The organism is Acetobacter sp. AN02, assembly GCF_029759835.1.
In the GTDB taxonomy this organism is placed as follows: domain Bacteria; phylum Pseudomonadota; class Alphaproteobacteria; order Acetobacterales; family Acetobacteraceae; genus Acetobacter.
In genome coordinates, this window is record NZ_JAJJND010000161.1 from 1 (window position 1) to 2,590 (window position 2,590).

At 61.5% G+C, this 2,590-nt stretch carries 2 protein-coding genes and 1 tRNA gene; 2 read left to right on the plus strand and 1 reads right to left on the minus strand.

Going from position 1 to position 2,590, the window contains the following annotated elements; all coding sequences use genetic code 11:
• Window positions 1-151: 151 nt before the first annotated feature.
• Window positions 152-225 (minus strand) — tRNA-Gln (locus LOC54_RS12010).
• A 212-nt stretch (window positions 226-437) separates the two neighbouring features.
• Here LOC54_RS12010 and LOC54_RS12015 point away from each other — a divergent pair.
• A complete protein-coding gene (locus tag LOC54_RS12015; RefSeq protein ID WP_279314022.1) occupies window positions 438-1,583 on the plus strand; it encodes a Ppx/GppA phosphatase family protein in 1,146 nt (381 codons plus the stop codon).
• Between the two features lie 4 nt (window positions 1,584-1,587).
• Window positions 1,588-2,397, plus strand: coding sequence for an RlmE family RNA methyltransferase (locus tag LOC54_RS12020; protein ID WP_279314023.1), 810 nt, complete (start codon window positions 1,588-1,590; stop codon window positions 2,395-2,397).
• Window positions 2,398-2,590: the final 193 nt, after the last annotated feature.

Here is a 2,590-nt window from a genome sequence, read left to right on the forward strand (position 1 = left end):
GACGGATACGGTTTGCGTGCAGTATTCATCCATCCGTTCTGAAACACTCACGCACGAAAGTACATAACACTCTCTAGAATGTCCCCGCCTTATTCCCATCGTGGGCTTTTTCGGTTTTCCAGACGATTGATTTTATCGGGTAAAAATATGCTGGCTGGGGGACCTGGATTCGAACCAGGGCTGACCGGGTCAGAGCCGGTAGTTCTACCGCTAAACTATCCCCCATCCGGGATCAGGCACAATCGGACACCAGACGCGTCCGCTCTGCGGTTGCAGCGTGCTACCACTTCCCCCGCCACCACACAACCCCTTTTTTTATCCGCTGTTTTCAAATGCGGAATTCCGGCTGTTAACTGAATTTTTGCTTGCTCTGATGTCACGGTATCGCCACAATCGAACCACCGCACACGACCTGAATACCTTCAAGGACCGGCCCCATGGAACGACCCGGGCTGCGGCCGTTCATCCGGCCCGGCACCCCCCAGCCATTTCTGAACGATCTGCCCTCCCCCGGCTGGGAATACGATACCGGACAGTTCCCCGCACCGCCGGGCCACACCCTCCCGGAACTCCCCGCGCAGCAGACCTTTGCCGCCCTGGATCTCGGAACCAATAACTGCCGCCTGATGGTCGCCGTGCGGACCTCCGGCGGCTATCGCGTGGTTGACACCTACAGCCAGATGGTACGCCTCGGGGAAGGACTGCAGGGAACAGGCAGACTGGGCGAATCCGCAATGGACCGGACGCTGGAGGTCCTGCGGGTCTGCGCCCTGCGCCTCGGCCGCCGCCAGCCCGCACGGTTCCGCGCAATCGCAACGGAAGCCTGCCGCCGGGCCACGAACGGCGACGCATTCCTGGAGCGTGTCCGCAAGGAAACAGGCATCCCGATCGAGGTGATCTCAGGACGCGAAGAGGCAGAACTTGCGGTGGAAAGCTGCGCCGGGATCCTGAGACGCGACCCGGCCAGATCCCGCGGCCTGCTGATCGATATCGGTGGCGGATCGACGGAAGTCGCGTGGGTCCGCCTCAGCCGCAACCGGCAGCCGCATGAGCTGATCGGATTCGTCAGTGCCCCCGTCGGCGTCATCACTCTGTCCGAGATGTTCCCGCGCGGGAACGAGGACTACCCCGCAATGGTCGAATACGTCGCCAGCCACCTCCGGCCGTTCGAGCGGGTACACTGCATCAGCCGGGAAATGAAACGCGGCACGGTCCAGGTCGTCGGAACAAGCGGGACCGTCACAACCCTGGCCTGCCTCGCATTGCGCCTGCCCCGCTATATCCGCAGCGCTATCGACGGATTTTGCCTGGGCTCACAGGATGCCATGGGGTCCATTGCCGAACTCAGAGCCATGAAACTCACCGGGATGGACAGACACCCCTGTATCGGCCCGGACCGCTCCCGCTATATCCTTCCCGGCTGCGCGATTTTTGAGGCCATCCATTCTGTATGGACGGGAGAAATTACCGTCGCGGACCGCGGGCTGCGCGACGGCATGCTGCTGCGCATGATGCGCTCAGGCGGATCTTCACACCAGGAAGGACGGTCGATGCGCGGCCGCTCCGTCCGGGCAGGACGGTAATAATATGAGTCGTGACGAGAACGAAGGCAGCACCGGAGCCCGCAGCACCCAACGCGTGCCAGGCCGCGCCCTCCGCAGCCGTGTGGTGCCCGGAAGCCGTAACCCGGAAGCCGATGCAAGCGCGGCACAGACAGTCCGCGCCAAATCCGTCAGTCTGAAAACCTCACGCGGCAGAACCACCGCGCAGCAGCGCTGGCTGGCACGACAGCTGAACGACCCCTACGTCCAGGCCGCCCGCAAGGAAGGCTGGCGGTCGCGCGCCGCCTTCAAGCTGATCGAACTTGATGACCGCTTCCATCTCATCCGGCCGGGCATGAAGGTGCTGGATCTCGGCGCAGCCCCGGGCGGCTGGATGCAGGTTGCCGCCAAACGCGGAGCCTCCGCCCTGGTGGGGGTCGATCTCCTGCCAATGGAGCCGGTCCCCGGAGCCGAAACCGTGGTCGGAGACTTTACCGAACCGGGCATGCCGGAAAGACTGATCGAACTTCTCGGAGGGAAACCCGATCTGGTGATGTCAGACATGGCCCCCAACACAACGGGACACGCAGCAACGGACCACCGCCGGATCATTGGTCTCGCGGAAGAAGCACTGGATTTCGCACTGGAAGTTCTCGCACCCGGTGGCGGATTTGTGGCCAAGGTGTTCCAAGGAGGCTCCGAAAAAGGCATGCTGGAGCCAATGAAGAAAGTATTCACCCTCGTCCGCCACGCAAAACCACCCGCAAGCCGCAAGGAATCAAGCGAGCTCTATGTAGTAGCCACAGGATTCCGCCCCGAACGGCTCCAAGAAATCCGGTCACACCTTTCGTTCTGACCGCGCTGCGCGACTTCTCCTCAGCAGGAGCAGCTTCTGCCGGAAACGCCCATTTTCGGCCTTACACCTATTTCTGCGCCTCTATACAAGCCACACAAAATCAGATGCGCCTACGGCGTGTCGTCAGTTAAGCAGTATGATGATTGAAGCGAACTGCACTGCTGCGAGGAAAGTAGATTTGAGTTTGTCGTAG